Here is a 25719-nt window from a genome sequence, read left to right as displayed (position 1 = left end):
GTCAACGGCCGCGCATGAACAACCTGTCCAGCTCGGCAAGGCCGAGCTGGACCCAGGTCGGACGCCCATGATTGCATTGCCCGGAGCGTTCGGTCGCCTCCATCTCGCGCAGCAGTGCATTCATCTCGGGAAGGGTCAGGCGGCGCCCCGCGCGCACGGAACCGTGGCAGGCCATGGTGGAGAGCAATTCGTTCTCCAGCTCCTGCAGGCGGCGCGAGCTGCCGTGCTGGGCCAGTTCGGACAACACGTCGCGGCTGAGCTGGCCCACGTCGGCGCCTTCCAGCAGCGCCGGGATGCGCCGCACCACGATCGTCGCCGGACCGCTGCGCGACAGTTCCAGGCCCCATTCGGCCAGCGCCTCGGCATGTTCCTCGGCGGCCGCCGCCTCCTTCGCGCTGACCGCGATGGAGAGCGGCACCAGCAGCATCTGCGAGCGCAGGTTGCTGCAGGCGCGGCCGGACTTCAGCTTCTCGTAGGTGATCCGCTCGTGCGCCGCGTGCATGTCCACCAGCACCAGGCCGTGCGCATTCTCGGCCAGCACGTAGATGCTCTTGAGCTGCGCGATCGCGTAGCCCAGCGGCGGCGCCTCGCCCTCCTCCGCGGCCGGCATCGGCGCGACAGCGACGGGCGGCGACGGCGCGCCGAGCAGCGCGGCGTATTCGGCCATCGGGCTCTCGCGCGTGCCCAGGCTGAGCCTGCTCTGGCTGAACTGGCCGGGCCAGCTCGCCGGAGCGGACGACGCGTACGCATGACCGGCAGCCGGCGAGGTTTCCGGCGCCGGCGGCGTGCCCAGCCCCGCGCGCGTCTGCGCCAGCGCCTCGTGCAGGGTGCGGAACAGGAAGTCGTGCACTAGCCGCTGCTCGCGAAAGCGCACCTCGTGCTTGGCCGGATGCACGTTCACGTCGACGCCGGCCGGGTCGAGCTCCAGGTACAGCACGAAGGCCGGATGGCGGCCATGGAACAGCACGTCGGCGTACGCCTGGCGCACGGCGTGCGCGACGATGCGATCGCGCACCAGCCGGCCGTTGACGTAGAAGTACTGCGCGTCGGCCTGTGCCCGCGACGCCGTCGGCAGGCCGACCCAGCCGGACAGGTGCAGCCCGGCCGCCGCGTGGTCGATGCGCAGGCTCTGCGCCGGGAAATCCTCGCCGAGCACCTCGGCCACCCGCTGCAACTGCGCCTGCTCGTCCCGCGCGGCCTTCCAGACGCGCACCGGCTTGCCGTTGTGGCCGAGCCGGAACTCCACCGAGCTGCGCGCCAGCGCCAGCGACTTCAGCAAGTCGTCGATGTGCGCGAACTCGGTGCGCTCGGCGCGCATGAACTTCTTGCGCGCCGGCACGTTGTAGAACAGGTCGCGCACCTCGACGCTGCTGCCCGGCGGATGCTGCGCCGGGCGCGCCGCGTGCAGCCGGCCGCCATCGACCTCGATGCGGAACGCGCCATCCTCGCCGCGCACGCGCGAGACGAGCGCGAAGCGCGACACCGACGACATCGAGGCCAGCGCCTCGCCGCGGAAACCCATGCTGGCGACATGCTCCAGGTCGTCGAAGCTGCCGATCTTGCTGGTGGCGTGCGCGGCCACCGCCAGCGGCAACTCGTCGGCATGGATGCCGCCGCCGTCGTCGCGCACGCGGATCAGCCGCGCCCCGCCGGCCTCGATGTCCACCTCGATGCGCGTGGCGCCGGCATCGAGGCTGTTCTCGACCAGTTCCTTGACCACCGAGGACGGCCGGTCGATGACTTCGCCGGCGGCGATCTGGTTGATGAGCTCGGGGGAAAGCGGACGGATGACTGCCATCCGCCAACTTTAGCAGCGAACGCGGGCCATGCCGCGGGCGGCGGTCAGCCGGCGGGGATGGTCAGCGTGGTGCCGGCGCGGACCGTGTTGCTGTTGATCTGGTTCGCGCTCTTCAGCGCGCTGACGCTGACGCCATACTGCCGCGCGATGCTGCCCAGGCTTTCGCCGCGGCCGACCTTGTGCACGTCGCGCGCGGGCGGCCCGACGCGCTGCGCGACATCCTCCGCAGCGCCCGCATCGTCGCGGGACGCCAGCCGGACGCCGCTGCGGCGGGCAGCCTCGGCGGCAAACCAGGTACCCGGCGGCGGGGTGGATTCGAAGTAGTTCTTCACGCCGTCCATCACCGCCTCGGCCAGCTTCTTCTGGTGCGTCGGATCGCGTAGCTTGCGCTCCTCGGCCGGATTACTGATGAACGCGGTCTCGACCAGGATCGACGGCACGTCGGGCGAGCGCAGCACCACGAAGTTCGCGCGCTCGACATAGCCGCGGTGGGTCGGCCCCAGCTGGCCCAGCGCCTTGAGCACGTTGCCGGCGACCACGTCGCTGGCCTGCATCGCCCAGCCCTGCTGCAGGTCCAGCAGCACCTTGGCCAAGCTGTCGTCCTTGTCGTCCAGCGTGGTGCCGCCGATCAGGTCGGCGCGGTTCTCGCGGTCGGCCAGCCAGCGCGCGGCCTCGCTGGTCTTGCCGCGCGGCGACAGCACCCAGACCGACGAGCCGCGGGCGTCGTCGTTGACGAAGGAGTCGGCGTGGATCGACACGAACAGGTCGGCGTTGTGCTCGCGGGCGATCTGGTAGCGCCGTTTCAGCGGAATGAAGTAGTCGCTGTCGCGGGTCAGCACCGCCTTCATGCCGGGCTGGCGATTGATCTCCGCCGCCAGGTTGCGGGCCACCGACAGCGTGACGTTCTTCTCGAGGGTGCCGCCGGGGCCGTGCGCGCCCTGGTCCTTGCCGCCGTGGCCGGCATCGATCGCCACCACCACCTGGCGCTGGCCGTTGAGCATCGCCGCCGCCTGCTCGGCCGCCACGCGACGGCTGTGCGTCGGGTTGCTGTACTGCGGAACCGGTGCCGTGGCGGCCGCGGGAACGGCCGCCACCGGCGGGGGCGCAGCCTTGTCGGCAGCCTTGGGCGCGACCTCCGCAACAGAAGCCATGGCGCCGTCGTTGCCGGGGTACAGATCCAGCACCAGCCGGTAGTCCGAACCGCTGGCCGGCTTCAGCACGAAACTTTTCAGCTTGCTGGCGGGGGCGACCTGCGCGGTCAGCTGCAGGCTGTCGCCGATGCGGGCATGGCTCATGCCGCGGAACAGGCCCCGCGCGGCCGGACTGGAGAAATCACGGGCAGCACGGCTGCCGGGCAGGTCGACCACCACCTGGCCATCCTTCCGGTCGACCGTGTAGCGGAGCGGGCCGGTGGCATCGAGTACCACGCGGGTGTATTCGGGGCCGGCCCAGACCCGGGCACCTTTCACGTCGGCGGCGCGCAACGCGCACAGTGGCAGCGCCGCCATGATCGCGACAGCGACAACCCCACCCCAGTTGTTCAGGCAGCCCCTCATGGGCCGCATTGAAACGCAGCCCTGCATGGAATGCAAGAGGGTTTTCCCTTGAATATCCATGACCTGCAAGCTATTTGTCAGGTCGTATCAAGTTACGGGTGGCCAGCCGCATCTTTCCGGCAGTTCCTCGCCGGCACCGCCGGATCGACAATTTCCAAAGAAAATCAGCACTTAGCCAGGCGCGCCAGCAAGCGCTCGCCACGGCCGGTGAACGCCTGCCAGGCGGCCTGCCGGCCCGCACCGACATAGTCGAGCCGCAGTTCGAGATCCGCCGCCGGCAGCGCGCCCGCACCGCGCTCGGGCCACTCCACCAGCACCAGCGCGGCCGGGTCGGCCAACGCATCCAGGCCCAGCCACTCCAGTTCGCCGGGATCGGCGATCCGGTACAGGTCCAGGTGCCAGGCCGGCCGGTCGCGCGTCGCATAGCCCTCGATCAGGCTGTAGGTCGGGCTCTTGACCCGCTCGCCCACCCCCATGGCCGTCAGCAGGGCGCGGGCGAAGCTGGTCTTGCCGGCACCCAGCGGGCCGTGCAGGTAGAGCACCAGGCCAGCGTCCAGCGCCTGTGCCAGACGCGCGGCCAGCGCGGCGGTGGCGGCCTCGTCGGGCAGCGGCCACGGTCCCTCGGCTTGCTCAGTCATGCCCGAACCCGCTTTCCGCCAAGCCATTGCCCAAGGCCCGCAGCGGGGCCAGCAGGTCGCCGGCCAGCATGCCGCGTTCGCCTTGCCGCGCGGCGCAATCGCCGGCGCGCGCGTGCAGGCCCACGCCGAGGCAGGCAGCCTGCCATGCGCTGCAACCCTGCGCCAGCAAGGCGGCCACGACGCCGGTGAGCAGGTCGCCCATGCCGCCCGAGGCCATGCCGGGGTTGCCCCACGGACAGACGTCCAGACGTCCATCCGGATCGGCGATCAGGCTGCCGGCGCCCTTCAGCACGACGACCGCGCCATGCCTGCGCGCCAGTTCGCGTGCCGCGGCGAAACGATCCTGCTCCACGACGGCGGTGGCCACCCCGAGCAGCCGCGCCGCCTCGCCCGGGTGCGGCGTCAGCACGGTCGGCGCGCCGAATCGGCGCGGCTCGCGGGCGAGCAGGTTCAGGCCGTCCGCGTCGAGCACCAACGGCTTGCCCGCATCCAGTGCGGTGAGCCACAGCGCATGGCCCCAGGCGGCCTGCCCCAGGCCCGGCCCTAGCGCCAGAACGCTGGCGCGTTCGAGCAGCGGGGCCAGCGACTGCGGCCCGTCCACCTCATGCGCCATCAGTTCCGGCCGCGCCGCATTCAGCGCAAACACATGCGCGGCGCGCGTCGCCACGCTGACCAGGCCGGCACCGGCGCGCAGCGCCGACTCGCCGGCCAGGCGCACCGCGCCGGCCATGCCGTGCTCGCCGCCGATCACCAGCACGTGGCCGTAGTTGCCCTTGTTCGCATAGCGGGCGCGCGGCGGCAACGCCTCGGCGGCCAGCAGTTGCGCGTCAGGCGACGCGCCGGCGTAGACGCTGTCGGGCACGCCCAGCGTGGCCAGCTCGACCGCGCCGGCCTGGTCGACCGCGCGGCCGGTGTACAGCCCGCGCTTGCCGGCGATGAAGGTGACGGTGGCATCCGCGCGGATCGCCGCGCCGGGGCAGCTGCCGCTGTCCGTATCCAGCCCGCTGGGCACGTCCAGCGCCAGCACCGGACGGCCGCTGCCGTTGATCGCCTCGATCAGCTGCGCCGCCGCCGGTTCGGGAGCACGGTTGAGGCCGATGCCGTATAGCGCGTCCACGTGCAGCTCGGCTTCGGGCAACACACTTTGCGCGTCCCACAAGCGTATCCGGCCGCCGCCCGCTTCCCACGCCGCGCGCGCCGCGGCGGCATCGCCGTGCGAGGCGCCGGTCAGCGCCACCAGCTCGACCTGCAGGCCCGCCTCGCGCGCCAGCACGCCAAGCAGGAAACCGTCGCCGCCGTTGTTGCCGGGGCCGCCGTGGATGCAGACCTGCCGCACTTGCGGCCAGCGCCGGCGCAGGCTGTTCAGGGCGGCAAGGGCGGCGCGGCGCATCAGCTCGGGGCCGGAAATGCCCAGCACCGCCAGCGCGGCGCGCTCCATCGCGCGCAACTGCCCGACGGTATGAAGATGGCGGCTGTACGGGTGGACTGGCATGCGCGGATTATAGGCATGCGCCACGCCTACAATAGGCCGATGTCCAGCACCGAGATCCACCCTCCCGATTACGCCACCCTCGCCCGTGACATCAAGCGCTGGGCGATCGAGCTGGGCTTCGCCGAGGCCGGCATCAGCGGCACCGGACTGGGCGAGGACGAACAGCACCTGCTGCGCTGGCTCGAGCACGGTCATCACGGCGAGATGGAATACATGGCCCGCCACGGCACCCGGCGCAGCCGCCCGGCCGAGCTGGAGCCGGGCACGCAGCGGGTGATCTCGGTGCGCATGGACTACATCCCGCCCGGTACCGCGAACGCCTGGGAGGTACTCGGCGACGCCGAGGCCGGCTACGTGTCGCGCTACGCGCTGGGGCGCGACTACCACAAGCTGATGCGCGGCCGCCTGCAGAAGCTGGCCGAGCGCATCCACGGCGTGGTCGGCGACTTCGGCTACCGCGCCTACGTGGACTCCGCGCCGGTGCTGGAGAAGGCGCTGGCGCGCAACGCCGGGCTGGGCTGGATCGGCAAGCACACCGTGCTGATCAACCGCCATGCCGGCTCGTACTTCTTCCTCGGCGAGCTGTACACCGACCTGCCGCTGCCGGTGGATGCGCCCGCCACGGCGCACTGCGGCAGCTGCACGCGCTGCATCGAGGTGTGCCCGACCCAGGCGATCCTAGGGCCGTACCGGCTCGACGCCAAGCGCTGCATTTCCTACCTCACGATCGAGCTGAAGGGCAGCATTCCCGAAGAGCTGCGCACGCCGATGGGCAACCGCATCTTCGGCTGCGACGATTGCCAGCTGGTATGCCCGTGGAACAAGTTCGCGCAGGTTACCGCCGAGCCGGATTTCGCACCGCGGCACAGCCTGGACGGGGCGAAGCTGGTCGAGCTGTTCGGCTGGAGCGAGGAAGAATTCCTCAGGCGCACCGAGGGCATGGCGATCCGCCGCACCGGCTACGCGGGCTGGCTGCGCAACATCGCGGTGGCGCTGGGCAATGCGCCGAGGTCGGCGGCGGCGATCGGGGCGCTCAACGCCCGCGCCGACCACCCTTCGGCGGTCGTGCGCGAGCACGTCGCGTGGGCGCTGGCGAAGCAGCGCGGCTGAGAGTCCGTTAGAAGGCCTCAGGCCGCGGCCATCTGCTTCGGGATGGAATGGTTGGTGTGGCTGATGCGGTTGCCCGGACCCGGTGCGATGTAGACACAGGTGGGCTGGTACTGCTCCAGCTCCGCCTCGCTCAGCTGCACGAACGCGGCAATGATGACAATGTCGCCCGCCTGCGCGCTGCGCGCGGCGCTGCCGTTGACCGAGATGATGCCGGAACCTTCCTCGGCGCGCAGCGCGTAGGTGACGAAGCGCTGGCCGCTGTTGACGTTCCAGGCGTGGATCTGCTCGTACTCGCGGATGCCCGAGGCATCCAGCAGCAGACCGTCGATCGCGATCGAGCCTTCGTAGTGCAGCTCGGCGTGGGTCACCGTGGCGCGGTGGATCTTGGCCTTGAGCATGTTCAGGTGCATGACGTTACTTTCCGGCAGGGACAGCCTGCAAAGTCGGCGATTATCGAACCGATGACATTGCACCGCAACATCGACGGTACCACGCCCCGATATGCGGGCGGCTCAGTCGAACAGCAAGTTGTCGATCAGGCGGGTGCCGCCAAGGCGCGCCGCGACCAGCGCCACCAGCCCCTCGCGCTCGCCGTCGGCCGGTTCGGCCAGGTCCTCGACGCGGCGGATCGCCACATAGTCGGGCACGAAACCCGCCCGCGCCAGACGCGCCGCGGCGGTCTGCTCGACCGCCTGCCACGGGTGGCCCTGCGCCAGCAGCCCGCGCATCTTCTGCAGGGTATCGTGGATCAGCGGAGCGCGCGCGCGCTCCTCGGCGCTCAGGTACTGGTTGCGCGAGCTCAGCGCCAGGCCGTCGGCGGCGCGCAGGATCGGCGCCGCCACCACCTTCACCGGCAACCCGAGGTCGCGCACCATCCGCTCGACCACCTTGAGCTGCTGGAAATCCTTCTGGCCGAACACCGCCACGTCCGGCTGCACCAGGTTGAACAGCTTGCACACCACCGTGGCCATGCCGTCGAAATGCCCGGGCCGATGCGCACCCTCCAGCGTGTCGGTGATCTGCGGCACGCGCACGCTGACGCTGTGTTCGGGGCCGAACGGATACATCGTGGCCACGTCCGGCGCGAACAGCAGGTCGCAATCCTGCTCCGCCAGCGCCGCCTGGTCCTGCGGCAGGGTGCGCGGATAGCGGTCGTAATCCTCGTTCGGGCCGAACTGGGTGGGGTTGACGAACACGCTGGCGACCACCCGCTCGGTGCGCGCCCGCGCCAGCCGGATCAGCGACTGGTGGCCGGCGTGCAGGTTGCCCATGGTCGGCACGAAGCCCACCGTCTGGCCCTTCTCGCGCCAGCCGCGGATCGCGGCGCGCAGGGAGGGGGCGTCTTGTACGGTCTGCATGCGGCGGGCTCGCTGGTCAGTTGAAGCAGTGCTCGGGGGCCGGAAACGCGCCGCTGCGCACGTCTGCGGCATACGCGGCGATCGCCGCGGCGACAGAATCGCGCCCGGCCAGGAAATCCTTGCTGAACTTCGGCCGCTTGCCCGGGGTGATGCCGAGCAGGTCGTGGATCACCAGCACCTGGCCGTCGCAATGCGGGCCGGCGCCGATGCCGATCACCGGGATCTGCAGCGCCGCGGTCACCCGCCGGCCCAGTTCCACCGGCACGCCCTCCATCACCAGCAGGTCGGCGCCGGCCGCCTGCACCGCCAGCGCCTCGGCCAGCACGCGGTCGGCAGCCTCCTGCTCGCGGCCCTGGATCTTGAAGCCGCCGAACTTGTGCACCGACTGCGGGGTGAGGCCCAGGTGCGCGCAGACCGGGATCGCGCGGGCGGTGAGCGCGGCGATCGCCTCCAGGATGTGCGGCGCGGCGCCCTCGATCTTCACCATCGCCGCGCCGGCCTCGCCGACCAGCCGCGCGCCCGCTTCCAGTGCGTGCGCCACGTCGCGGTCGGCCATGAACGGCAGGTCCGTCACCAGCAAGGTGGCCGACAGCCCGCGCGCCACCGCGGCGGTGTGGTAGACCATATGTTCCAGCGTCACCGGCAGCGTGCTGCCGTGCCCCTGCACCACCATGCCCAGCGAATCGCCGACCAGTGCGATGTCGACGCCGGCCGCCTCCAGCTGCCAGGCGAAGCTGGCGTCGTAGGCGGTGAGCATGACGATGCGCTGTCCCTGCGCCTTCATCGAGCGCAAAGCGGGTACGGTCACTGGCTTGCGCTCGGGAGCACTGGCGTTCTGCACGTACACGGCAATTCCTGAAAGTGGGGAGACCGCCGATTATCCGGCGCGGCAACGCAAGGGCTCAAGCCACTCGTTCGCAGCCTGTCTGGTCGAGCCGTGACAGCAGCTCGGCCACCATGCCCTGCCCGGGCAGGTGCAGCGTGGACGCAATATCGTGCAGCGGCAACAGCACGAACGCGCGTTCGGCCATGCGCGGGTGCGGCAGGCTCAGCCGCGCGTCATGCAGCTGCACGCCATCGACGTGCAGCAGGTCCAGGTCCAGCGTGCGCGGCCCGTTGCGCTCGGCGCGCACGCGGCCGGCGCGCTGCTCGATCGCCAGCAGGGCATCCAGCAGGGCGTGCGGCGACAACGCGGTATCCAGCTCCGCCGCCGCATTGATGAACGGCGGCTGCTCCGTCACGCCCCACGGCGGCGTGAGGTACAGGCGCGAGTGCTGCAGCAGGCGGGTTTGCGGCAGCCGCGCCAGCTCGTCCAGCGCATCGAGCAATTGCTGCCGCGGGTTGCCGAGGTTGCTGCCCAGGGCGACGTAGGCCAGGGTCACGCGGAGCCCGACTTGTTGCCCGACCGGCGTCGGCGCCGGCGCGGCGGCTTGGTAACTGCCGGTACCACGGCATGGTGCTCGACGGCCCCGCCGCCGGCCGGCAGCGCCGCCGCCAGCACGTCCGGCGGCAATTGCTGCGCATGCGCCCACCACCGCCCCAGTTCGCGCAGCGCCGGCGATTCATCCGCGCGCAGCAGCAGGAAGTCGAACGCGGCGCGGAAGCGCGGGTGCGCCATCAGGCGGAACACGCGCTTGCGCTGGACCTGCTCGAAGCGCGGCTGCAGCGACCAGATCTCTTCCATGGTGAAGGTGAACCGGCGCGGGATCGCCACTCGCTGGCACTGCTCGCCGACCACCTGCGCGGCGGCGCGCGACCACGCCTCGTTGCCTTCGACGCCGCGGCCGATCAGCTGTTGCGCCACGTCGCGCACCTCGCCCCACAGCAGCACCGCGAACAGGAATGCCGGGGTCACCGACTTGCCTTCGGCGATCCGCGCGTCGGTGTTCGCCAGGCCCTGCTCGATCAGCGAGCGCAGCGCCTCGTCGCCGCGCCGGAGCGCGCGCGCGGTGGCCGGGAACAGGAATTTCAGCAGGCCGCTCTGTTCCAGCATGCGGAAACTCTTCAGGCCGTTGCCGGCCAGGAACATCTTCAGCGACTCGTCGAACAGCCGCGCCGGCGCGGCGTCGGCCAGCAACGGCCCGAGCGTCTCGAACGGCGCCATCGCGGCGGCATCGATGCTCATGCCGAGCTTGGCCGCCAGCCGCGCGGCGCGCAGCATGCGCACCGGGTCCTCGTGGTAGCGGGTGTCGGGATCGCCGATCAGGCGCAGTACACGGTCCTCGAGGTCGCGCATGCCGCCGACGTAGTCGCGTACCGAGAAATCGCTGATGTCGTAGTACATCGCGTTGACGCGGAAGTCGCGGCGCACCGCGTCCTCCTCGATGCTGCCCCAGATGTTGTCGCGCACGATGCGGCCGTCGACGATGTGGCGGTCGCCCTCGCCGCCCTCCTCGCCGGTACCGCGGAAGGTGGCCACCTCGATGATCTCCGGGCCGAACACCACGTGCGCCAGCCGGAAGCGGCGGCCGATCAGGCGGCAGTTGCGGAACAGCTTCTTCACCTCGTCCGGGGTGGCGTCGGTGGCGACATCGAAGTCCTTCGGCCGCAGCCCCAGCAGCAGGTCGCGCACCGCGCCGCCGACCAGATAGGCCGCGTAGCCGGCTTCATTCAGGCGGTACAGCACACGCAGCGCCGCCTTGCTGATGTTCTTGCGCGAGATGACATGCTGGTCGCGCGGAATGATCCGCAGCGCCAGCGTGGGGTCGGTCCTTGATTCGGGATTCAAGCGGTCGGGATCCTGGCAGGGCGGCTGCCCCTTCGGTTGCAATATATCGCGGTGCGCAGCGCCGCGAATCGTCCCGGGGCGCGGGGCGCTGGCGCCGGCAGGGCGTGTTTCCGACCGGCGCAGGACGATGCATGCCAAGCATTGCCGGGTGAAACAATTCCGCTATACTAGCGCGCCTCGCGACATAACGCTCCCTTCGTCTAGTGGCCTAGGACACCGCCCTCTCAAGGCGGGAACACGAGTTCGAACCTCGTAGGGAGCGCCATTTGTTTGTGCAATCGTGCATGATTGCCGCTATCCGGAAGAGACTCTACAACCCACGGTGCTGGCCGTTGGCTAGACTAAAGGCGGCCATCCATGGCCGCACTCTTCACAAGAGCCCTCCGACCGCATCTCTTACAGCCGAATTGCCTCCATGACCTTTGTCGTCATCGACAACTGCATCAAGTGCAAGTACACCGATTGCGTCGAGGTCTGCCCGGTCGACGCGTTCCATGAGGGTCCGAACTTCCTGGCGATCGATCCGGACGAGTGCATCGACTGCACGCTGTGCGAACCGGAGTGCCCGATCAACGCGATCTATCCGGAAGACGACGTGCCGGCCGGCCAGGAGGAGTTTGTGGCGCTGAACGCCGAGCTGGCCAAGAGCTGGCCGGTGATCACCGAGCGCAAGGACGCCCTGCCCGATGCCAAGGAGTGGGAAGGCAAGCCGGACAAGCTCGGGCTGCTGCAGCGCTGAGCCCGCCCCGCAAGCAAAAACGCCGCCCTCCGGGGCGGCGTTTTTCGTCGTGCCGAGTGCGGGGATCAGCCGCCCAGGCGCGACTTCAACGTATCGATCACCTTGGCTACCGCCGCGGCGTTGCCTTCGGCGCGCACTTCGCTGGCCTTCTCGCCGCTGCTGCCGACACTGACCACCACCTGGTGCGAACCGGCACCCGGCGCCGGGGCGGCACCGCCCTTGTCGCGACCGAACATGCGGCCGAAGAATCCCTTCTTCTTCTGCTGTGCCACTGCATCGGAAACGTTCAGCGTGTAGCTGTGCGCGGCATCGTCGTGACCGACCAGCTGCCCCAGGTTGCCCCCTTCCAGCGCCTGGCCGACCCGGCGATAGGCGTTGTCGACGTTGTCGGCCAGCACGAAGCCGTCGGAGATCTGGCCACCGGCCGAGCCCACGCGCGCCGTGGCGCCGTTGGCGGTCGGCACGTTCGCACCCGGCGGCGGGATCGACAGCGCCTCGGTGGTCGACGGCCGGTCGAGGCCCGGCGGGATCTCCAGCGGCGATTCCTGCAGGGCGGTGTCCCAGGCCTTGTGCGAGCGGAACGCACCGCAGCCGGAAAGCAGCAGGCCGCTGAGGGCCAGGGCCGGCAGGGCCACGAGGAGCGAGCTTTTCTTCATGTAGTCAGATTCCGTGAGTAAGGCAGGCAACCGTCAACCGGCCGCAGTCGCCTAGGATGCCAGACTGGACAGCGCTTGGTGCAATCGGGCGCGTTCCGGGCCGTCGTTCAGTTCCACCAGCGGCAACCTCGGCAGGGCCAGCCCCAGCCCCAGCGCCGGCAGGCCCGCCTTCACCGCGATCGGGTTCGGAGCGCAGTTCAATGCCTGCAGCAGCGGCTCGAGCGCGCCATGGCAGCGTGCCGTCGCCGCCCGGTCGCCGGCGGCCGCCGCGTCGCACAGGGCGCGGAATGCCCGCGGCACCAGGTTCGCCGCCACCGAGATGGTGCCGGCCGCCCCGGCCAGCATCGCCTCGCCGGCGCTGCCGTCGTCGCCGGACAGATAGACGAAATCCTCGCGCACAAGTTCCGCCAGCGCCGAAATCCGCTCGCGATCGGCGCGCGCCTCCTTGATTCCCGCGATCGCCGGATGGTCGCGCAGGCCGGCCACGGTTTCCGGCAGCAGGTCGCAGCCGGTGCGGGTCGGCACGTTGTAGAGCAGCACCGGCAGGCCACCGTGCTCGGCCACCTCGAGGAAATGCCGGCGCAGGCCTTCCTGGGTGGGGCGCACGTAGTACGGCGTCACCACCAGCGCCGCGTCGGCGCCCAGCGCCTGCGCGCGGCGGGTCAGCGCGACCGTCTTGGCGGTGCCCGCCTCGCCGGTGCCGGCGATCACCGGCACCCGTCCGGCCACATGCTCGAGCGCGAACGCCAGCAGCCGGTCGAACTCGTCATGCTCCAGCATGTGCGCTTCGCCGGTGGAGCCGGCCACCACCAGCGCCTGCGTGCCGCCGGCCAGCTGATGGTCGAGCAGCCGGCCGAACGCGGCCAGGTCGAGCGCGCCGTCGGCCGCGAACGGGGTGGCCAGCGCGCAGATGCTTCCGCGAATGTTCAAGACTCGATTCCGCTACAAGGCAAGACTCGCATGTTACTTGCCGCCTCGCGAGGCGGGCAAGTAAGCTCGACCGGTGTAGTCTCACGCTTCCGCATCGTGCGGACGACCGTCGCCCACAGGCCTGCCCTCTTGAAATCCTCCACCGTCCCACCGCGCTCGGGCAACGACAACCAGTTGCTGATCCAGGCGCTTACCACGGCAGGCAAGTCGCCACTGCTGGCGCTGGCCAAGCGGATCGCCGACGCCGGCTGCAACCTTTCCGAATCGCGCGTATCCACGATCGGCACCGAGACCTCGCTGATGCTGCTGGCCAGCGGCGCCTGGGACGCGCTGGCCAAGCTGGAAACCGCGCTGACCAAGCTGGCCCGGGACGAGAGCCTGCGGCTGGTGCATTACCGCACCAGTCCGCGCGCGAACAGTTCGCACCTGCTGCCCTACCTGGTGGAAGTGGTGGCCGCCGACCGGCCCGGCATCGTGGCACGCATCGTGGAATTCTTCAGCCAGCACGGCATCAGCGTGGAACAGCTGAACTCGACCCGCTACCAGGCGATGCAGACCGGGGCGGACATGTTCCAGGCCCAGTTCACCATCGGCATTCCGGCGGAAATCCACATCGCCGCGCTGCGCGACGACTTCCTGGAACTGTGCGACGGGCTGAACCTCGACGCGATCATGGACCCGGTCAAGTTCTGAGCGCAGCAGTCTTTCGAGCATCGCGCGATCGCGCGTTCCTGACAAGGACTGTCCTGCGCCGCCTCGCCCGCGCTAGTCTGTAGCCGAGTACCGCCAGAGGGACGTTGCATTGCAACCAGCGCGTCGATTCACGCCGATCGCCACGGGCGCATCAAGGCGCTTCGCCGGCCTCGCCGTCGCTTCTCCGGCCCGGGACGCCCCGCTCAGCTCCCTTTCCATCTTCCATCGCGGCACGGCATCGCCGTGCAGGACTCTCCATGCCTGATATCGGCAAGAAACTGCCCCCGCTGACGGGCGCCACCGGCGACGACGGCGAACTCGGGCTCGCCAGCCTCAAGGGCCAGTGGATCGTGGTGTATTTCTACCCGAAGGACAGCACCCCCGGTTGCACCAGCGAGGCGAAGGATTTCCGCGATCTCTACCCCGCCTTCCGCAAGCGCCACGCGCAGATCGTCGGCGTGTCGCGCGATTCGCGGAAATCGCACGCCAACTTCGCCGCGAAGCAGGAACTGCCGTTCCCGCTGGTATCCGATCCCGACGAGACCTGGTGCCGCGCGTTCGACGTGATCCACGAGAAGGTGCTGTACGGCAAGCGCCACATGGGCATCGTGCGCAGCACCTTCCTGATCGACCCCGACGGCAAGCTGGCGCGCGAATGGCGCGGCGTGAAGGTGCCCGGACACGCCCAGGCCGTGCTCGACGCCATTCCCGCCCGTTGACCGTCACCCCATCCATGGCAACCGCCTGCATGCTCCCTCCACCCACCAGCGAGGACACTTCCGCATGACCGGAAGCAAGCGCATCTACGCTCTCGACACCAACGTCCTGCTGCATGACCCGACCTCGCTGTTCCGCTTCGAGGAACACGACGTCTTTATCCCGATGACCGTACTGGAGGAGCTGGACGAAAAGAAGAAAGGTGCCTCGGAGGTCTCGCGCAACGGCCGCCAGGCCAGCCGCTTCCTCAACGAACTGATCGAGCGCGGCAAGCAGCACGACCTCGCCGACGGCCTGGAACTGAGCAACCCGCAGGGCGTCAAGCTCAAGCGCGGCACCTCGGTCGGCCGGCTGTATTTCCAGCACCGCACCAGCAGCAACGGCCATGCCAAGGCGGACAACCAGATCCTGGCGGCGGTGATCGAGCTGCGCGACCAGAGTCCCGGCCGCGACGTCATCCTGGTCACCAAGGACATCAACCTCAGGATCAAGGCCAGCATCAACGGGCTGGTCGCCGAGGATTACGAGAACGACCGCGCGCTGGACGATTTCTCCCTGCTCTACACCGGCTCGACCGCCTTGCCGGAGGATTTCTGGGAGCTGCATCCGGAGGTGCGTTCGTGGACCGAGCGCGGCCGCACGTTCTACGAGGTGAAGCGGCGCGGCGAGGAAACCTGGTACCCGAACGAATGCCTGTACCTGCCCGGCGAGAACGCGATCGAGCTGCGCGTGCTGCACCTCGACGAAGTCAGCGCCACGCTGGTGCTGCTGGACGACCACTCGCACGCCAACCACCACGTGTGGGGCATCGGCGCGCGCAACCGCGAGCAGAACTTCGCGCTCAACGCGCTGATGGATCCGGACATCGACTTCGTCACCCTGCTCGGCAACGCCGGCACCGGCAAGACCCTGCTCGCGCTGGCCGCCGGCCTGGCCCAGGTGATGGACCAGCAGCGCTACCGCGAGATCATCATGACCCGCGCCACCGTCTCCGTCGGCGAGGACATCGGCTTCCTGCCCGGCACCGAGGAAGAGAAGATGACGCCCTGGATGGGCGCCCTCACCGACAACCTCGAGGTGCTCGCCAACCCCGAGGACGGCGGCAGCTGGGGCCGCCAGGCCACCAACGACCTGCTCGCCTCGCGCATCAAGATCCGCTCGCTCAACTTCATGCGCGGGCGCACCTTCCTGAACCGCTACCTGATCATCGATGAGGCGCAGAACCTCACCCCGAAGCAGATGAAGACGCTGATCACCCGCGCCGGCCCCGGCACCAAGATCGTCTGCCTCGGCAACGTCGAGCAGATCGACACGCCCTACCTCACCGAGACCACTTCGGGCCTCACCTACGCGGTCGACCGCTTCAAGAACTGGGAGCATTCGGCGCACGTCACCCTGCGTCGCGGCGAACGTTCGCGACTGGCGGATTTCGCGGCGGAGGCGCTTTGACCGGAACGCGGAAAGGCGCCGAACCGGCGCCCGTGCCCTGCGCCCTCACCATCGCCGGCTCCGACTCCGGCGGTGGCGCGGGCATCCAGGCGGATCTGAAAACCTTCCATGCCCATGGCGTGCACGGGCTTTCCGTGATCACCGCGATCACCTCGCAGAACACCCGCGGCGTCGACGCCGTACATGCGGTGCCGCTGGCCCACGTGCGCAGCCAGCTCGCCGCCGTGTTCGACGATTTTCCGGTTGCCGCCGTGAAGACCGGCATGCTGGGCAGCGCTGCGGTCGCCCGGCTGGTGGCGCGCGAGATGGCCGCACGCAAGCCGGCGTGGCTGGTGGTCGACCCGGTAATGATCGCCACCAGCGGCGTCCGCCTGCTGGACGAGCAGGCCGTCGACATCCTGGCCGGCGAACTGATCCCGCTGGCCGACGTGCTCACCCCAAACCTGCCCGAGGCCGAGGCGCTGCTCGGCCGCCCGATCCGGACCCCGGCCGAGTGCGATGCCGCCGGCGCGGCCCTGCTCGGGCTCGGTGCCGCCAGCGTGCTGCTCAAGGGCGGCCATGCAGGCGGCGACGAGGTGGTGGACCGCTACTACGACGTGCGCGGCGTGCTGGAACTGCGTCACCCGCGGCTGCCGCTGGAGGGCCACGGCACCGGCTGCACGCTGGCCGCGGCGATCGCTGCCGAACTCGCGCAGGGCCGTCCGCCACGCTCGGCCGTGCGTCGTGCGGTAGCCTACGTGGATCGTGCCTTGCGGCGCAGCTACCAGCCCGGGGGCGGCGGCGTCCACGTGCTGCGGCACTGAACCCTCCGCCTGCTCCGCCACCCGAGCTACCCCCGACGATGCTATCCCGTCAGCTGAAAGACTTTGCCTACCGCCACCGGCTGCCGGCCAAGCGCACCATCGCCCTGCTGGCGCGCTCGCTACCGGCGCCGGCCCGCCGCCGGTTGCTCGCCCTGGCCGAACGCATCGCGTTCAGCGCCACCCCGCAATACCAGGGCGAAACGCTGCCGCCGATCTTCGACTACTGGTCGAGGCGCTTCCTGGCGCCTGATGCGCAGCGGCTCGGCATCGGTTCGCCGGAGGGCTTCTTCCTCGACCACGTGCGCCGCCGCGCGGCCGGCGAGCGCCGGCCCGTGCGCGTGCTCAGCGTGGGCACCGGCGCCTGCGGCATGGAGATCGAGCTGGCCGCCCGGCTGCAGGCCGACGGCATCGCGGCGCGGATCATCTGCCTCGACTTCAACCGCGCCCTGTTGCGCCGGGCCGAGGCCATGGCGCAGGAACGCGGCGTCGCCGCGGCGATGGCGTTCGAGGTGCGCGACTGCAACTTGCCGTTCGACCTGCCCGGGCAGGACGCGATCATCGTCAACCAGTTCTTCCACCACGTCACCGAGCTGGAGACGTTCTGCCGCTCGCTGCGCCGCTCGCTGGCGGCGCAGGGCGTGCTGCTCAGCTCCGACATCGTCGGACGCAACGGCCACCAGCTGTGGCCGGACGTGGAACGCGTGGTGCAGGAAGCGTGGGCGACCCTGCCGCCCGGCCGGCGCCACGACCGCCATTTCAATACGGCATCGGAGCGTTACCGCCCGATCAACCACGCCGCCTATTCGAACGAGGGCGTGCGTGCGCAGGACATCGTGGGCTGCCTGCTGGCGGAGTTCGATTTCGAGCTGTTCTTCAGTTTCGGCGGCGCCATCATGCCGTTCGTCGAGCGGCGGATCGGCTTCAACTTCGACCCGCAGCAGGCCGGCGACCGCGACTGGATCGACCGCCTGCAGGCGCTGGATTCGGCCGCCCTCGCCACCGGCCGCTACCCCGCCGCCAACATGATCGCCGTGCTGCGCCACAAGGGCACGGTGACCATGCCCGTGTTCGAACCGGTCAGCCCGCAGCGGCACGTCGAGCTGACCCGGCAACAGCAGGTGAAGGCCGCGGCCGCGGCGCGATAGCGGCGGCGGCCAAGCGAGTAGAATGCCTGACCGACAGTCATTCCACGGTTGCCCGCACCGATCATGATCCTCACCCCGCGCCTCGTCCTGCTGGCCCTGTTCGCCTTCTTCGCGCTGTGCGTGCTGCTGGTGCACCTGCGCGGCCGCGTGCGGCTGCGCTTCGACCGCCAGCTGGTCGACCACTCGGCGGTGTTCGCGCCGTACAACCTGCTGATGTACGCGTTCTCGGCGGTACCGGCCCGGCCCATCCTCGACCGCCGCGGCTTCCCGCAGCTGGACCTGCTGCAGGCGAACTGGCAGGCGATCCGCGACGAGGCGACGCACCTGTTCGACGAGGGCTACATCCGCGCCGCCGCGAAGAACAACGACGCCAGCTTCAACAGCTTCTTCAAGCAGGGCTGGAAGCGCTTCTACCTGAAGTGGTACGGCGAGCCGCTGGCCTCGGCGGAGGCGCTGTGCCCGCAGACGGTAGCCCTGCTGAATTCGATTCCCAGCGTGAAGGCGGCGATGTTCGCGCTGCTGCCGCCGGGCAGCAAGCTCAACCCGCACCGCGACCCGTTCGCCGGCTCGCTGCGCTACCACCTGGGCCTGATCACGCCGAACTCGCGGGGCTGCCGCATCTTCGTCGACGGCGAGGAGCATGCCTGGGGCGACGGCAAGGACGTGGTGTTCGACGAGACCTACGTGCACTGGGCCGAGAACACCACCGAACAGACCCGGGTGATCCTGTTCGCCGACGTCGAGCGCCCGCTGCGCACGCGCTGGATGAGCGCGATCAACCACCGGGTCGGCGCGTTCATGGGGCGCATCACCGCCTCGCCGAACACCGAAGGCGAAACGGAGAAGACCGGTTTCGTGAACCGCCTGTACGCGCTCAGCCAGCGCCGCAAGGGCGCCGCGCATGCGTGGAAGGCCGCGTTCAAGAGCCGGCACAAGAAGCTGTACAAGGCCGGAAAGTACGCCGGCATCCTGCTGCTGATCTGGCTGGTCTTCCTGGCGCCCTGGCCGATCTTCCGCTGAGCGGTCACGTTTCGCGGCAGCAACGCGTCCTGGCTGGGCCATCCCCCCGGAGCGTTCCATGGACCCGCAAACCGCCCTGTTCCAGCAACACCGCCAGCGCCTGTTCGGTCTGGCCTACCGCATGCTCGGCACGCCCGGCGACGCCGAGGACGTGCTGCACGATGCCTGGCTGCGCTGGCACGCACAGGACACCGACGCGCTGGACGATCCGGAGGCGTGGCTGGTCACGGTGACCACGCGCATCGCCCTGGACCGCTTGCGCCGCGCCAGGACCGAACGCGCGCACTACCCCGGTCCATGGCTGCCCGAGCCGCTGGCCGGGGACGCGGACCAACCCGGGACGCAACTGGAACGCGCCGAAAGCCTTACCCTCTCCTTCCTGCTGTTGCTGGAGCGGCTGAGTGCGGAGGAACGCGCCGCCTTCCTGCTGCACGAGGTATTCGACTACAGCCACGCCGAGGCCGCCGCGATCCTGGGCATTGCCGAGAATGCTTGCCGCCAGCGCGTGCACCGGGCCAAGGCGCGCCTGCGCGAAGGACGCCCGCGCTTCAGCGTGGATGCCATGGCACAACGGCGCATGCTCGAGCGCTTCGTGGCCGCCATGGCGCAGCCCAGCATGGAGGCGCTGCGTGCGCTGTTCGCCGAGGATGCGATCCAGATCAGCGACGGCGGCGGCGTGGTCCGCGCCACCCTGCGACCGCTATACGGCGCGGAACGGCTGGCCCGCCTGTACCTGCAGATCGCCAACAATATCCACCTCTATGAACCGCGCTACGAATTGGTCACCCTCAACGGCGCACCGGCGTTGTTGATGTGGGCCGGCGGCACGCTGAGCTCGGTCATCTGGGTCGAATGCGATGGCGAACGCATCACGGCGATGCACGGGTTGCGCCACCCCGGCAAGCTGGCGCGCCTGCTGGCCGTCACGAAATCGGCGGGACCGGCGTCCTTGCATTGAACGGCCACTTCCGGCCGTCTTCGCAAAGGAGCCCCTATGTCCCGTTTTGCCTTTGAACGCCACTATCAGACCATGCAGCCGCTGGTCGCCCTCGGCAAGAACATCCGCGCCGCCAACCGGCTGGAACCGGCCCTGATCGAACTGGTGCTGATGCGCGTCTCGCAGATCAACGGCTGTGCCTACTGCATGGACATGCACAGCAAGGACGCCCGCGCCGCCGGCGAGACCGAGCAGCGCCTGTTCGTGCTGCCGGCCTGGCGCGAAACCGCCCTGTACAGCGAGCGCGAGCGCATCGCCCTGGCCTGGGCCGAGGAACTGACCGAGCTGACCTCGCACGAGGCGGTCTCCGACGCGCTTTACGCGCAGGCCCGTCAGCACTTCGACGAAGATGCACTGGTCGACCTGACCTTGCTGACCGGCGTGATCAACAGCTTCAACCGGCTCAACATCGCCGCGCGCACCATCGGCGGCAGCTACAAGGTCGGCCAGCACGGCTGACTGCTGCCGTACCGACCAGCCGCCTCTATCACCATTCCACCGGGCCGATGCGCCCGCTTCGCCCGCCTGCACCGCCGGCTGGACCGGCTTCGGCAGCTTCGAGGATTCCACCGGCATCTCGCCGGTGGATCTCGCTGATCCGCCAAGCCACGGAGCGTAGTGAGGCGGCATCGGCGGGCACGGCCGCTCCACAGGGACCGCGGCGACGGCGCAGCAGAAACACGAAAGCCGCGGGGCAACGCCACCGCGGCTCTGGCGCAACCCCGGGATGAGGTATCAGGCGCTGACGCGCTTGACGATGGCGTCGGCAAAACTCGCGGTGCTGCCCTTGCCGCCGAGGTCCGGCGTCACGCTGTCGCGGTCGTTGGTCATGGTGTCGCGGATCGCCTGGCGCAACCGGTCACCCTTGGCCACCATGTCCAGGTGGTCGAGCATATCGGCCGCGGCCAGCAGCAACGCGCACGGGTTGGCGATGCCCTTGCCCGCGATGTCCGGCGCCGAGCCGTGCACCGCCTCGAAGATCGCCGCGCCCTCGCCGATGTTGTCGCCCGGCGCCAGGCCGAGGCCGCCGACCAGGCCGGCGCACAGGTCCGACAGGATGTCGCCGAACAGGTTGGTGGTGACGATCACGTCGAACTGGTACGGATTCATCACCAGCTGCATGCAGGTGTTGTCCACGATCATCTCGTTGAACTCGATCTGCGGGTATTCCCTGGCGATCTCGCGCGCCACGTTGAGGAACAGGCCCGAGCTGGTCTTCAGGATGTTCGCCTTGTGCACCGCGGTGACCTTCTTGCGGCCCTTCTTCACCGCCAGATCGAACGCATAGCGCACGATGCGGCTGCTGCCCTTGCGCGTGTTGCGGGCAACCGACTCGGCGACCTCGCCGTCGGCGGACAGGGTCTGTCCCTCGGAGCGGTAGGCGCCCTCGGTGTTCTCGCGCACGGTGATGATGTCGATGTTCTCGTAACGCGACTTGGTGCCGGGGAAACTCACCGCCGGGCGCACGTTCGCGTACAGGTCGAAGTGGCGGCGCAAGGTCACGTTGACCGAGGTGAAGCCGCCGCCGATCGGCGTGGTCAGCGGGCCCTTCAGCGCGACCTTGTGCTCGGCGATCTTGTCCAGCGTGGCCTTGGGCAGCAGGTCGCCGTGCTTGTCCAGCGCGACCATGCCGGCATCGACGAAATCGTAGGTGAGGCCGCAGTCCAGCGCGTCGAGCACGCGCAGCGTGGCAGTCATGATCTCCGGGCCGATGCCATCGCCGGGGATCACGGCAATCGTCTTGCTCATGGGGGGGAACTCCTTGGAACGGAATGCTGCGGGCAGCGCGTGCGCATGGGGATGTGCACGCGCCGAAACCGGACGATTATCGCCGATCGGCCCCGGTGCGAACAGGGCGCGCATGCCGCAAGGCGTTGAAAATACTCGCACGCAGCATTGCAAAAAAACGCAGGCCGTCGCGCCGGGCGCTGGCGCGACGACTATGCGGGAGCGTGGTCGGCGCAGGCCGCCGCATCGCCCGCGGCGCCCGCCTCCAGTTGGTCGAGCAGGTCCACCGCGCGGCGCAGGTGCGGGATCACGATCGAGCCGCCCACCACCAGCCCCACGCTGAACACCTCGAAGAATTCGTCGCGCTGCACGCCGGCGTCCTTGCACTGGGCCACGTGGTAGCTGATGCAGTCGTCGCAGCGCAGCACCAGCGAGGCGACCAGGCCCAGCATCTCCTTGGTCTTCACGTCCAGCGCGCCGGCCTTGTAGGTCTGCGTGTCCAGCGCGAAGAAGCGCCGCACGACCTGGTTGTCCTCGGCCAGGATGCGCTCGTTCATGCGCTGGCGGAACGCGGTGAATTCGGCGAGACGGTCGCTCATGCGGCCTGCCCCAGCAGTTCGCCCAGCTTGCCGCTGCGGTCGGCCGCCACCAGGTCGTCGTAGCCGCCCACGTGCCGGTCGTTGATGAAGATCTGCGGCACCGTGCGGCGGCCGCCGCTGCGTGCCAGCATCGCGTCGCGCTGCGCCGGGTCGGTATCCACGCGCACTTCGGTCCACTCCAGCCCCTTGGACTTGAGCAGGTTCTTGGCCGCCACGCAGTACGGGCATACCGCGGTGGAATAGACCTCGATCTTGGACATCACGACACTCCGCTGAATGGGAAAAGACCACCAGGATATGGGGCCGCGCCGCTGCCGGCTCAAGCAGCCGGACCCTGGCTGAACCGATACGGCGAACCGCGGTCACAGTGCTATTGTCGCCCAACCTATGACCATGGCACCACGACGCCCCATCCCGCGCCTGTTGACGGCGCTGATCACCGCCGCGCTGGCCTGCGCCGCCGGCGCCCAGGACAACGTGCGCCTGCCCGACCTGGGCAGCTCGGCCAATGCGCTGATCTCGCCGCAGGAGGCGCAGGACTACGGCGCCTCGATGCTGCGCCAGATGCGTGCCCTGGACATGGTGGTGGACGACCCGCTGCTGGACGACTACATCAACGACCTCGGCTACCGGCTGGCCGCCAGCAGCGACAAGCCGAAGGAGCACTTCACGTTCTTCGTCGTCAAGGACCAGGAGATCAACGCGTTCGCCGCGCCCGGCGGCTACATCGCGGTGAACGCCGGGCTGATGACGATCACCCGCGACGAGAGCGAGCTGGCCGGCGTGATCGCCCACGAGATCGGCCACATCACCCAGAACCACCTGCAGCGCGCGTTCGAGGATTCCAAGAAGGACGCCCCGCTGATGGCGCTGGTGCTGCTGGGCGCGATCGCCGCCGGCGCCGGCGGCCATGGTGGCGACGCGCCGATGGCGGTGCTGGCCGGCGGCCAGGGGCTGATCGCGCAGAAGTCGATCAACTTCACCCGCAAGGACGAGATCGAAGCCGACCGCGTCGGCATCCAGACGCTGGCCAGGGCCGGCTTCGACCCGAACGCCATGGCCGGCTTCTTCCAGCGCATGCAGGACGTGATGAGCGCCGGCGCCGGCGGCGAGGACGTGCCGGCCCTGCTGCAGACGCACCCGGTGACGACGATGCGCATCAGCGACGCCAAGGCGCGCGCCGGCGCGCTGGTCGCGGCGCAGAAGCTGCGTCCGCCCGGCACCGTCATGGACAAGCTGCAGTGGGAGAAAAGCACCGCGCCGATCGCGTTCGTGAAGGATCCCGCCACCCTGCTGCGGCCGTCGGTGCGCGGCGGCCTCGACACCTACGCCCTGATGCGCGAGCGCGTGCGCGTGCTGGCCGGCGACGCGACCAAGCTGGCCACCTACTACGGCGCCAGCCTGCAGTCCCGCCCCGACTTCGACACGCCGGCGAACCGCTACGGCTACGCCCTGGCACTCACCCGCGGCGGACGCGGCGGCGCCGCGACCGAGCAATTGCAGCCGCTGCTGCAATCCCACCCGGACAACCTGATCCTGAAGCTGGCGCTGGCCGATGCCCGCCTGCAAGCCGGGCAGCACGCCGCGGCGCTGGCGATGTATACCGAGCTCAATACCCAGTCGCCGCGCAACCGCGCCGTCGCGCTCGCCTACGCCAAGGCGCTTACCGCCGGCGGCGACCAGGCGCAGGCCAGCCTCGCCGCAAACCTGCTGCGTCCGCTGCTGGACGATGCCAGCGAGCCCGAGGTCTACAGTGCCTATGCCCGCGCCAGCGACAAGGCCGGCGACAGCGTGCGCGCGGGCGAGGCGTTCGCCGATGCCAGCTACTACTCCGGCCGCCCGTTCGACGCGATGGAACAGCTCAAGCGGCTGCTCAAGCGCGACGACCTGGACTACTACGCGCGGGCGCGCATCCAGGCGCGCATCAGCGAGCTGACCCCGCTGGTGCTGGAGCTGCACAAGCGCAAGATCAAGACCGAAGACAACCCGGACGGGCGGCAGCAGCAGTTGCGGCCCGACGGCGGCTGCGACAGCCGGCTGTGCTTCAGCCTCGGCGCCCACCCGGACGGCGCCGTGCGGCCGCCGGGGTGACCCGGATCCCTGCACGCCGGACCCATGTCATCGACGCGTAACATTCATCCATTGCAATATCATGGTCACAAGACATATGCGGACCCCGGCGTGCACAAACGCATCCTGATCGTCGAAGACGAGACCTCGATCCGCGAAATGATCGCCTTTGCCCTGCGCAAGGCCGGCATGGACGCGATGCAGGCGGCTGACGCGCGCGCCGCCCAGATGGCGATCGCCGAACAGGTGCCCGACCTGATCCTGCTCGACTGGATGCTGCCCGGCACCAGCGGCCTGGAACTGGCCCGGCGCCTGCGCAAGGAGGAGCTGAGCCGCGAGGTTCCGATCATCATGCTCACCGCGCGCGGCGAGGAGATGGATCGCGTCAACGGGCTGGAGGCCGGTGTCGACGATTACGTGGTCAAGCCGTTCTCGACCCGCGAACTGGTCGCGCGGATCAAGGCCGTGCTGCGGCGCAGCCAGGGCGACGACGGCTCCGGCGTGGTCGAACTCGGCGGCCTGCGCATCGACGGCCCGGCGCACCGGGTCTTCGCCGGCGACGAGCCGGTGCCGATCGGCCCCACCGAATACCGCCTGCTGTACTTCTTCATGACCCATCCCGAGCGCGTCTACTCGCGCACGCAGCTGCTCGACCACGTCTGGGGCGGCAGCGTGTACGTGGAGGAACGCACCGTCGACGTGCACATCCGCCGCCTGCGCAAGACGTTGGAGCCGTGGAAGCTGGACGAACTGGTGCAGACCGTGCGCGGCACCGGCTACCGTTTCTCGACCAGCATCTGAGCCGGCGCGGGCCAGCTTGCGGCGGCGGCGGCTTTTGCCGATGCTGGGCCTCCGCCGCCCCGAGTCCTTGCGCCGCATGAGCCCGTCCGCCACGCCTGCCGCCTGGAAACTGCCCGCTGCGCTCGCCGCCGGCCTGGGCGGCGGTGCGCTGCTGGGCTGGCTGGCCGGGGGTCACCTGGCGGCCGGAATCGCCCTGGCCGCCGTCGCCGAAGTCGTCTTGCTGCTGACGCGGATCCGTCATCAAGATCAGACCATGATGGACGCATCCGCGACCGCCACATCCCTCCAGCATGACCGTTTCATGACGCGATCCCGCCGCCTCGCCTCGAATCTGCGCGATCTGCGCAACGCCGTCAGCAAGTTGCCCGATGCGGTGGTGCTGCTCGACGAACAGCAGCAGGTCCGCTGGTTCAACCACGCCGCCGAGAACCTGCTCGGGCTGCGCCGCCCGCAGGACCGCGGGGTATCGCTCCCCCAGCGGCTGGCCGGCTCGGAGCTCGCCGACTGGCTGCGCGACGGCGCGCGCGCGCCACTCAACGACGCCAGCGCGCCAGGACAGGCGGACAGCCAGATCAACCTCAGCCTGCTGCCGCTCGGCGACCACGAGCAATTGTTGCTGGCGCACGACGTCAGCCACCTGAACCGGCTCGAACAGACCCGCCGCGATTTCGTCTCCAATGTCTCGCACGAAT

27 protein-coding genes and 1 tRNA gene are annotated in these 25719 nt (G+C 69.6%); 14 read left to right on the top strand and 14 right to left on the bottom strand.

All coding sequences use genetic code 11. The features are described 5' to 3' along the window. Position 1 precedes the first annotated feature (1 nt). The 4 genes from mutL to RHOFW104R8_RS01335 all read right to left on the bottom strand — a co-directional run bounded on the left by mutL (position 2) and on the right by RHOFW104R8_RS01335 (position 5484). Positions 2-1798, bottom strand: coding sequence for a DNA mismatch repair endonuclease MutL (mutL, locus tag RHOFW104R8_RS01350; protein WP_068096691.1), 1797 nt, complete (start codon positions 1796-1798; stop codon positions 2-4). A gap of 44 nt (positions 1799-1842) precedes the next feature. Continuing rightward, positions 1843-3354 carry an N-acetylmuramoyl-L-alanine amidase gene (locus RHOFW104R8_RS01345; protein ID WP_068096693.1) on the bottom strand — a complete coding sequence of 504 codons (1512 nt, stop codon included), beginning with the start codon at positions 3352-3354 and terminating at the stop codon, positions 1843-1845. Positions 3355-3518: 164 nt separating this feature from the next. Beyond that, positions 3519-3992: a tRNA (adenosine(37)-N6)-threonylcarbamoyltransferase complex ATPase subunit type 1 TsaE gene (tsaE, locus tag RHOFW104R8_RS01340; RefSeq protein ID WP_068096694.1), complete on the bottom strand. Its 474-nt coding sequence runs from the start codon at positions 3990-3992 to the stop codon at positions 3519-3521. After that, positions 3985-5484 (bottom strand): bifunctional ADP-dependent NAD(P)H-hydrate dehydratase/NAD(P)H-hydrate epimerase, encoded by a 1500-nt coding sequence (locus RHOFW104R8_RS01335; RefSeq protein ID WP_068096695.1) that lies wholly within the window; start codon positions 5482-5484, stop codon positions 3985-3987. The genes tsaE and RHOFW104R8_RS01335 overlap by 8 nt, the downstream gene beginning before the upstream one ends. A gap of 15 nt (positions 5485-5499) precedes the next feature. On the opposite strand from RHOFW104R8_RS01335, the gene queG reads away from it, so the two are divergent. Then, the gene (gene queG, locus RHOFW104R8_RS01330; RefSeq protein ID WP_068096697.1) at positions 5500-6594 is read left to right on the top strand and encodes a tRNA epoxyqueuosine(34) reductase QueG; all 1095 of its coding nucleotides are present in this window, start codon (positions 5500-5502) and stop codon (positions 6592-6594) included. A gap of 17 nt (positions 6595-6611) precedes the next feature. Here queG and panD read toward each other — a convergent pair whose 3' ends face one another. The 5 genes from panD to pcnB all read right to left on the bottom strand — a co-directional run bounded on the left by panD (position 6612) and on the right by pcnB (position 10680). Further along, entirely contained in the window at positions 6612-7004 is a 393-nt protein-coding gene (gene panD, locus RHOFW104R8_RS01325) for an aspartate 1-decarboxylase (protein WP_068096699.1), read from the bottom strand. Positions 7005-7106: 102 nt separating this feature from the next. Beyond that, positions 7107-7952, bottom strand: coding sequence for a pantoate--beta-alanine ligase (gene panC, locus RHOFW104R8_RS01320; protein ID WP_068096703.1), 846 nt, complete (start codon positions 7950-7952; stop codon positions 7107-7109). Positions 7953-7968: 16 nt separating this feature from the next. Then, complete coding sequence (panB, locus tag RHOFW104R8_RS01315) at positions 7969-8799, bottom strand: 3-methyl-2-oxobutanoate hydroxymethyltransferase (RefSeq protein WP_068096705.1); 831 nt, start codon at positions 8797-8799, stop codon at positions 7969-7971. Between the two features lie 55 nt (positions 8800-8854). Beyond that, on the bottom strand, positions 8855-9334 hold the full coding sequence (gene folK, locus RHOFW104R8_RS01310) for a 2-amino-4-hydroxy-6-hydroxymethyldihydropteridine diphosphokinase (protein WP_068096707.1): 480 nt from the start codon (positions 9332-9334) through the stop codon (positions 8855-8857). Then, positions 9331-10680: a polynucleotide adenylyltransferase PcnB gene (gene pcnB, locus RHOFW104R8_RS01305; RefSeq protein ID WP_068096711.1), complete on the bottom strand. Its 1350-nt coding sequence runs from the start codon at positions 10678-10680 to the stop codon at positions 9331-9333. The genes folK and pcnB overlap by 4 nt, the downstream gene beginning before the upstream one ends. Before the next feature lie 189 nt (positions 10681-10869). Between pcnB and RHOFW104R8_RS01300 the strand changes: the two genes are divergently transcribed. Beyond that, positions 10870-10945: transfer RNA gene (locus RHOFW104R8_RS01300), tRNA-Glu, on the top strand. Positions 10946-11095: 150 nt separating this feature from the next. Continuing rightward, a complete protein-coding gene (fdxA, locus tag RHOFW104R8_RS01295) occupies positions 11096-11419 on the top strand; it encodes a ferredoxin FdxA (protein WP_068096713.1) in 324 nt (107 codons plus the stop codon). Between the two features lie 65 nt (positions 11420-11484). Here fdxA and RHOFW104R8_RS01290 read toward each other — a convergent pair whose 3' ends face one another. Next, the gene (locus RHOFW104R8_RS01290) at positions 11485-12075 is read right to left on the bottom strand and encodes a hypothetical protein (RefSeq protein ID WP_068096715.1); all 591 of its coding nucleotides are present in this window, start codon (positions 12073-12075) and stop codon (positions 11485-11487) included. A gap of 51 nt (positions 12076-12126) precedes the next feature. Then, positions 12127-13005 carry a 4-hydroxy-tetrahydrodipicolinate synthase gene (gene dapA, locus RHOFW104R8_RS01285; RefSeq protein ID WP_068096717.1) on the bottom strand — a complete coding sequence of 293 codons (879 nt, stop codon included), beginning with the start codon at positions 13003-13005 and terminating at the stop codon, positions 12127-12129. A gap of 174 nt (positions 13006-13179) precedes the next feature. On the opposite strand from dapA, the gene RHOFW104R8_RS01280 reads away from it, so the two are divergent. The 8 genes from RHOFW104R8_RS01280 to RHOFW104R8_RS01245 all read left to right on the top strand — a co-directional run bounded on the left by RHOFW104R8_RS01280 (position 13180) and on the right by RHOFW104R8_RS01245 (position 20288). Continuing rightward, entirely contained in the window at positions 13180-13698 is a 519-nt protein-coding gene (locus RHOFW104R8_RS01280) for a glycine cleavage system protein R (RefSeq protein ID WP_068096824.1), read from the top strand. 257 nt (positions 13699-13955) lie between these two features. After that, complete coding sequence (locus tag RHOFW104R8_RS01275) at positions 13956-14417, top strand: peroxiredoxin (protein ID WP_068096719.1); 462 nt, start codon at positions 13956-13958, stop codon at positions 14415-14417. Positions 14418-14481: 64 nt separating this feature from the next. Continuing rightward, positions 14482-15864, top strand: a complete 1383-nt coding sequence (locus tag RHOFW104R8_RS01270) for a PhoH family protein (RefSeq protein WP_068096721.1) — start codon at positions 14482-14484, stop codon at positions 15862-15864. A 32-nt stretch (positions 15865-15896) separates the two neighbouring features. Further along, the gene (thiD, locus tag RHOFW104R8_RS01265; protein WP_153021756.1) at positions 15897-16667 is read left to right on the top strand and encodes a bifunctional hydroxymethylpyrimidine kinase/phosphomethylpyrimidine kinase; all 771 of its coding nucleotides are present in this window, start codon (positions 15897-15899) and stop codon (positions 16665-16667) included. Positions 16668-16705: 38 nt separating this feature from the next. Continuing rightward, positions 16706-17812, top strand: a complete 1107-nt coding sequence (locus tag RHOFW104R8_RS01260; protein WP_068096724.1) for a class I SAM-dependent methyltransferase — start codon at positions 16706-16708, stop codon at positions 17810-17812. Positions 17813-17875: 63 nt separating this feature from the next. Further along, positions 17876-18832: an aspartyl/asparaginyl beta-hydroxylase domain-containing protein gene (locus RHOFW104R8_RS01255; RefSeq protein WP_068096728.1), complete on the top strand. Its 957-nt coding sequence runs from the start codon at positions 17876-17878 to the stop codon at positions 18830-18832. Positions 18833-18890: 58 nt separating this feature from the next. Beyond that, entirely contained in the window at positions 18891-19790 is a 900-nt protein-coding gene (sigJ, locus tag RHOFW104R8_RS01250) for an RNA polymerase sigma factor SigJ (protein ID WP_068096730.1), read from the top strand. A 36-nt stretch (positions 19791-19826) separates the two neighbouring features. Beyond that, positions 19827-20288 carry a carboxymuconolactone decarboxylase family protein gene (locus tag RHOFW104R8_RS01245; RefSeq protein ID WP_068096732.1) on the top strand — a complete coding sequence of 154 codons (462 nt, stop codon included), beginning with the start codon at positions 19827-19829 and terminating at the stop codon, positions 20286-20288. A gap of 276 nt (positions 20289-20564) precedes the next feature. On the opposite strand, the gene RHOFW104R8_RS01240 is transcribed toward RHOFW104R8_RS01245, so the two are convergent. The 3 genes from RHOFW104R8_RS01240 to grxC all read right to left on the bottom strand — a co-directional run bounded on the left by RHOFW104R8_RS01240 (position 20565) and on the right by grxC (position 22416). Continuing rightward, positions 20565-21578, bottom strand: coding sequence for an isocitrate dehydrogenase (locus RHOFW104R8_RS01240; protein ID WP_068096734.1), 1014 nt, complete (start codon positions 21576-21578; stop codon positions 20565-20567). A 191-nt stretch (positions 21579-21769) separates the two neighbouring features. Continuing rightward, positions 21770-22156, bottom strand: coding sequence for a carboxymuconolactone decarboxylase family protein (locus RHOFW104R8_RS01235; protein WP_068096736.1), 387 nt, complete (start codon positions 22154-22156; stop codon positions 21770-21772). Further along, positions 22153-22416: a glutaredoxin 3 gene (grxC, locus tag RHOFW104R8_RS01230; protein ID WP_015448214.1), complete on the bottom strand. Its 264-nt coding sequence runs from the start codon at positions 22414-22416 to the stop codon at positions 22153-22155. The genes RHOFW104R8_RS01235 and grxC overlap by 4 nt, the downstream gene beginning before the upstream one ends. Positions 22417-22543: 127 nt before the next feature. Between grxC and RHOFW104R8_RS01225 the strand changes: the two genes are divergently transcribed. The 3 genes from RHOFW104R8_RS01225 to RHOFW104R8_RS01215 form a co-directional block, all read left to right on the top strand. Further along, complete coding sequence (locus tag RHOFW104R8_RS01225) at positions 22544-24247, top strand: M48 family metalloprotease (RefSeq protein ID WP_068096738.1); 1704 nt, start codon at positions 22544-22546, stop codon at positions 24245-24247. A gap of 90 nt (positions 24248-24337) precedes the next feature. After that, positions 24338-25027: a phosphate regulon transcriptional regulator PhoB gene (gene phoB / locus RHOFW104R8_RS01220; protein WP_068096741.1), complete on the top strand. Its 690-nt coding sequence runs from the start codon at positions 24338-24340 to the stop codon at positions 25025-25027. Between the two features lie 76 nt (positions 25028-25103). Then, on the top strand, positions 25104-25719 hold a 616-nt coding region (locus RHOFW104R8_RS01215; RefSeq protein WP_153023045.1), incomplete at its 3' end, for a PAS domain-containing protein.

It is taken from the genome of Rhodanobacter sp. FW104-R8, assembly GCF_001617365.1.
In the GTDB taxonomy this organism is placed as follows: domain Bacteria; phylum Pseudomonadota; class Gammaproteobacteria; order Xanthomonadales; family Rhodanobacteraceae; genus Rhodanobacter.
Note: the sequence above shows the minus strand (reverse complement) of the source record. Positions and strands in the feature narration are given on the sequence as shown.